This is a genomic window from Methylophaga sp. UBA5088 (genome assembly GCF_002414625.1).
Lineage (GTDB): Bacteria > Pseudomonadota > Gammaproteobacteria > Nitrosococcales > Methylophagaceae > Methylophaga > Methylophaga marina.
The window spans coordinates 5,556-11,169 of the sequence record NZ_DIAC01000035.1 but is presented as its reverse complement, the minus strand read 5'-3'; the positions used below and the strand labels follow the sequence as shown (position 1 = coordinate 11,169).

Here is a 5,614-nt window from a genome sequence, read left to right as displayed (position 1 = left end):
CTACTTTTTTATTCACAATACACCTTTTGTTTTAATTTATAACGCTGCTAATACCGCATCACCCATTTCAGAGGTGGACACTTTTGTCATACCTTCAGAATAGATATCCGCAGTACGAAGTCCATCATCCAGTACTTTACTCACAGCTTTTTCAATTCGATCAGCCATTGCAGCTTCATCGAGTGTGTAACGTAACATCATAGCAGCTGACAAAATTGTCGCCAGTGGGTTGGCAATATTCTGTCCAGCAATATCGGGGGCAGAACCATGAATCGGTTCATACATACCCTTGCTGTTTTCATCAAGCGAGGCGGAAGGCAGCATGCCAATCGAGCCAGTTAACATTGATGCACAATCAGACAAAATGTCACCAAACATATTAGTCGTCACCATCACATCAAACTGTTTGGGTGCTCGAACTAATTGCATGGCTGCGTTGTCTACATACATATGACTCAATTCAATGTCAGGATAAGATTCAGACAATGTTGTCATAGTTTCACGCCACAATTCTGTGCTTTCCAGCACATTTGCTTTATCTACAGAACAAACTCGACCTTGTCTTTTGCTCGCAATATCAAAAGCGACCTTACCGATTCGGTTAATCTCACTTTCACGATAGACAAGTGTATTGAAACCCTGCTTTTCGCCATTCTCCAACGTTCTGATACCACGTGGTTGACCGAAATAAATGCCACCCGTCAATTCACGCACAATCATCAAATCCAGACCAGCCACCACATCAGCTTTTAGTGTAGAAGCTTCTGCCAACTGCGGATATAAAATTGCCGGACGTAAATTGGCAAATAAATTCAATTCGGAGCGGATACCCAATAAACCTTTTTCTGGTCTGACGCTGATATCAAGTGACTCCCATTTGTAGCCCCCGACAGCACCTAATAAAATCGCATCGGCCTGCTTTGACATCTGCAGCGTTTCGTCAGGTAACGGTGTACCAGTTTCATCATATGCTGCTCCACCAATGAGGCCATATTCCAAAGAGACATCTAGCCCCTCTTGACGAAATGCTTCTAAAATTTTGACTGCTTCAGCTACGATTTCAGGACCAATACCATCACCAGGCAAAACTACAATCTTTTTTGTCATTTTTTATATCTTTAAATAATTTACTGAATTAGAGATTTATCTTATGAGAATAACCAGGGCGCTTCTTGCTTGCGCTTTTCTTCATAAGCCTTGATATCATCTTGATGCTGTAAGGTGAGACCAATATCATCAAGCCCTTCGATTAGACAGTGCTTTTTGAATGCATCAACCTCAAAGTCAATCGACTCACCATCAGGTAACGTGATTTTTTGTTCTGGTAAATCGACTTTCAGTTGGTAGCCAGGCATCGCCTCTACTTGCTCAAACAGTTTGTCAATTAGCGTCTCTTCCAGAGTGATAGCCAAAATACCATTTTTACTAGTGTTGCTGAAAAAGATATCTGCAAAACTGGGGGCAATAATAACGCGAATGCCAAAATCATCCAGTGCCCAGACAGCATGTTCACGACTTGAACCACAACCAAAGTTCTCACGCGCTAGCAGGATAGTCCCGTTTTTATAGCGTGGTTGGTTAAGCTCAAAATCAGGGTTTAAAGGCCGTCCACTGTTATCTTGTCCTGGTTCACCATGGTCAAGATAACGCCACTCATCAAACAAGTTCGGACCAAAGCCAGTGCGCTTGATTGACTTCAAAAACTGTTTGGGGATAATGGCATCGGTATCGACATTGGGGCGATCCAATGGAATAACGATGCCAGTCTCAACTGAAAATTTTTGCATTGCGAGGAATACCTCTTAGTTCGTCGCGTTTAACGTTAAATAAAAACTTACCGGCACAGCATGGCTTATGTTTGGTAATCCAGCCAGGTCACGTAATTTTTCTACACCCTGTGCCAACTTATAATCATCAACACTCAAAATAACAGGATGAGAAGAGACCACTAGCAACTCATTTTCGGTTACTTTGGTCACAAGCACATCAAATGTCATTTCTTGTTTTTGCCCATGCAGTTCAAAAAAACCATCAATAGATAATGGTTTTGTCTGCCCAACGGTAATCTGTGCTATTTGTTCTGGTGACAGCTGAGCTGTAATCGTCGCTTTAGGAAAGTCAGCGACATTGAAAAGAAACTCCTTCATGCGACTGTCGCGAATTTCTATGCCTGTATTTACCGATGCCAAATCAATGGCAAGAGAAAACTCACCTGTTTCAGCTAAGTTACCAGCAATTTTGTCAAACTGATGAACCTCAGCAATGTTCACCTTTTTTGTTGAAATAAAATTCACTTGAGACTCGTTGTTGTTTATCTGCCATTGTGTTGCAGAAGCTACCGAGCTTGCCAGGAGTATACTGAGTGTCGACACCCAAATATGCATTTTTCTCATTCTTCTTCCCTCATCGTTCGATAATAGTAGACACTGAACCATCAACAGCATCATGCTCGTTGATCAGTTCGTCAATTGATCGGGTTAAACTTTCTTCAACCGGCGATTTCAGCACAATAATCTCAACACGTCTGTTAATCGCACGGTTCTCAGGTGAATTATTAGGCACCAATGGTTTGGTATCCGCATACCCTTCTAAAACAAAACGTTCTGGTTTCATATCCCCAGGTTCTAACAATTCATGTACTACAGAGGTGGCTCTTGAGGTAGATAGTTCCCAATTTGATCGATATCTTGGCGTATTAATCGGTACATCATCCGTGTGGCCAGCGACAGCAATTTGACCTCCCGTACTCACTAAAACGTCGTGTATTTTTCTAAGAATAGGTTTAAAGCCAGGGTTCAATCTCGCGTCACCAGATGGAAACGAACCATTTTCTCGAATTCGGATCACAATACGACTGAACTGACTTTCTACTTCAATTAGACCTTCTTTAATTTCTTCATCTAATGCTTCACGAAATTTCTGGGTTTCTTCCGCTATTTCCTGGGCCTGTTGTCGAGCGACCTCTTCTTCATCCATTGTTACCTTGATTTTTTCACGGGTATCATCGATGGTTTCTTGTCTCACTACCTTAAGCGGCGTCGGTTTAGGCTCACCTGGACTATACTCTTGAGCAATAATACTGGTACCAACGGGCACAGCATCAGCGATGACTTCTCGCTGAACGCCAAAAGCATTATCAAGAGATTTCACCACCATCTTGTATTTCAAGGCATCCATTTCAGCAAAGGATAATAACAAAACAAAAAAGCACATCAGCAATGACATTAAGTCTGCGAATGTGCCCATGTAGGCGGGTAAGCCTTCGTCTTGCTTTTTAGGTCTTGGGCTATCTTCACTCATTTCTATGTAACCGAGACCAACTAGGCAGCTGGTTCGTCAGTATCACGCTTAGACGCTGGTAAGAAGTTTTGTAACAGCTCACCTAATACTTTCGGGTTTTGACCTTCCTGAATCCCCATTACACTCTCAATGATAATACTCTTATTCATCAACTCTTCACTGCTACGTAAAGCGAGCTTATCAGACACAGGCAGAGCGAACATATTGGCTAACATTGCACCATAGAGTGTGGTTAATAATGCCACAGCCATGGCAGGGCCAATGGATTTCGGATCGGACATATTTGACAACATTTGTACCAAACCGACTAATGTACCAATCATTCCCATAGCTGGACCAGCATCCCCCATCGTTTTGAAGATTTGCTGGCCTATAGAGTGACGGTTAACGGTTTCATTCATTTCCGTAACCAGTGCTTTTTTGACTACCGCTGGTTCATGTCCATCAACCAGCATGCGTATACCTTTTGCCAAAACGGGATTAGCCACCTCCTGTCTTTCCAGTGCAAGTAAGCCCTCTTTTCTTGCAATGGTGGCTAGTTCAACAACAGATTGAATGATTTCTTGAGGTGACTCTGATTTGTATAAGAACGCTTTCATTGCTGTCTTAAACGAGCCAAGAAATTGTCCTAGAGTGAAGCGCATCAATACCACCGCAAAGGTGCCGCCTATGACAATCGCTAATGAAGGCATGTTGATGAATACACCGGCTGCTGCACCAAGAGCAATCGTTGCAATAATCAGACTCCAAGCCGCAATAAAACCTAGCAGTGTAGCTAAATCCACTCAATTACTCCCTAAGACTAGAAACTCATCAATGAAATGCCGTAGCACTGGCAGTGCATTCTACCTAATCGCATAGTAAAAATCTCCTCTATGACGAAGGAAAACGATGCTTTTTATGCTTCTTAGCTCTGTAAATTAAAAACGCAGGCAGAACCATCAGCATAATGACAATAAGTACGACGCCTAATGGCCAGAGTATCGGCTGATTCCACTCAGACTGAAGTTTTTCACGTAATGACGCATCAATACGGCGATATTTCAATGTGTTATTCGCCATTAAGTTAGGCTTAACATTATGATTCCATTGATGATAAAGCGAAAACTGTTTTGGATGAAAGCCCCAGATCCATGGCGCGTCTTTTCTAGCAATCTCAACCATACGGTTTATGATAGATCGGCGCTCGGGACTGTTCGACATCGTTCGCATCTGCTCAAAAAGCATATCAAACTCTTTGTTGTGATAATTGGCGGTATTTTCACCACCAAATTCTGCTCGGCCATTGGGTCCATAAAGTAAAAATAAGAAATTCTCCGGATCAGGATAATCTGCGTTCCAGCCCCATTGGAATAACTGGGTTCGTCCACGACGAATTTTATCTTGAAAACGATTGTAGTCACTGCTTCTGATGACGAGTTGTATTTTGAGTTTTTTGAATTGCTTACGTATCCAATCTAAATCGGCTTTACTATCAGGCCCACTCGCCGTGGTATCCAGGTAAATAACGAGCGGCTCGCCAGTTTTCTCGTTCCTGCCATTGGGGTAACCCGCTTCTGCTAAAAGTTGCTTAGCAGCGTCAAGCGATTTACGAACAGCTTGTCCCTTCTCCCATTTGTATATGTGTGTGTTAATACCTGATTTTCCCTCACTGTAACCAAAAATACCGGGAGGAATGGGCCCTTGGGCGGGGATGCCTCGCCCATTCGCAAAGATAGAAATATATTCCTCTTGATCAATAGCGATTGAAATAGCTTGCCGAAGTTTCCTTGCTCGCTCTGTGTAGCCACCGACAACGGGGTCCAGCATATTAAATCCAGTATAGAAACTTGTCGCCGCAATGGCTGTTTCAAGCTTTATTCCTTTCTCTTTCATGACATCACTTAAACCAAACTCACCTGATGCTGACACATTCACGGCTTGCTCGAAACTGTCTGAACTAATGCCACTTACATCGTAATAGCCTTGCATAAATTTCCCCCAATAAGAGGTACTTTCTTTTTCAAGGGTAAACACAATTTTGTCTGTTAAAGGCAGCGATTTTCCTGCATCGTTCAGCAGACCATTTTGCCGATCCGTTTCCTCCCCTTCTGTTGGATAACGCTCGCCATGAAAATGAGGGTTTTTAGTCAGTACCATGCGTCGGTTTGGATCATTTTCAGTCATATAAAAAGGACCCGTTCCGACTGGGTACCAATCAAGGGTTATGTTCTTATTTATCAAGCCTGGTTGTGAGTAAAACTGTTCTGCTTCCCAAGGGATTGGGGCAAAAAAAGGCATGGCTAACCAATAATCGAGTTGTGGATATTTGCCA

Annotated in this window: 6 protein-coding genes; all 6 read right to left on the bottom strand. The window is 42.7% G+C overall.

All coding sequences use genetic code 11. From position 1 onward, the window contains the following. Positions 1–36 precede the first annotated feature (36 nt). Positions 37–1,107, bottom strand: a complete 1,071-nt coding sequence (leuB, locus tag B4K20_RS04875; protein WP_284722430.1) for a 3-isopropylmalate dehydrogenase — start codon at positions 1,105–1,107, stop codon at positions 37–39. Between the two features lie 41 nt (positions 1,108–1,148). Then, on the bottom strand, positions 1,149–1,787 hold the full coding sequence (gene leuD, locus B4K20_RS04870) for a 3-isopropylmalate dehydratase small subunit (protein ID WP_289282074.1): 639 nt from the start codon (positions 1,785–1,787) through the stop codon (positions 1,149–1,151). 15 nt (positions 1,788–1,802) lie between these two features. After that, positions 1,803–2,393: a YceI family protein gene (locus B4K20_RS04865; protein WP_289282073.1), complete on the bottom strand. Its 591-nt coding sequence runs from the start codon at positions 2,391–2,393 to the stop codon at positions 1,803–1,805. A gap of 10 nt (positions 2,394–2,403) precedes the next feature. Then, positions 2,404–3,300 carry a flagellar motor protein MotB gene (locus B4K20_RS04860; protein ID WP_286304985.1) on the bottom strand — a complete coding sequence of 299 codons (897 nt, stop codon included), beginning with the start codon at positions 3,298–3,300 and terminating at the stop codon, positions 2,404–2,406. Between the two features lie 20 nt (positions 3,301–3,320). Then, a complete protein-coding gene (gene pomA / locus B4K20_RS04855; RefSeq protein WP_284722426.1) occupies positions 3,321–4,085 on the bottom strand; it encodes a flagellar motor protein PomA in 765 nt (254 codons plus the stop codon). An 88-nt stretch (positions 4,086–4,173) separates the two neighbouring features. Next, positions 4,174–5,614, bottom strand: a 1,441-nt coding sequence (locus B4K20_RS04850; RefSeq protein WP_289282072.1) for an ABC transporter substrate-binding protein, incomplete at its 5' end; no start/stop codon positions are given.

Coding starts and splice junctions, on each gene's coding strand:
- B4K20_RS04865 (WP_289282073.1), bottom strand. CDS start 2,393: ATGAGAAAAATGCATATTTGGGTGTCGACACTCAGTATACTCCTGGCA.
- leuB (WP_284722430.1), bottom strand. CDS start 1,107: ATGACAAAAAAGATTGTAGTTTTGCCTGGTGATGGTATTGGTCCTGAA.
- leuD (WP_289282074.1), bottom strand. CDS start 1,787: ATGCAAAAATTTTCAGTTGAGACTGGCATCGTTATTCCATTGGATCGC.
- B4K20_RS04860 (WP_286304985.1), bottom strand. CDS start 3,300: ATGAGTGAAGATAGCCCAAGACCTAAAAAGCAAGACGAAGGCTTACCC.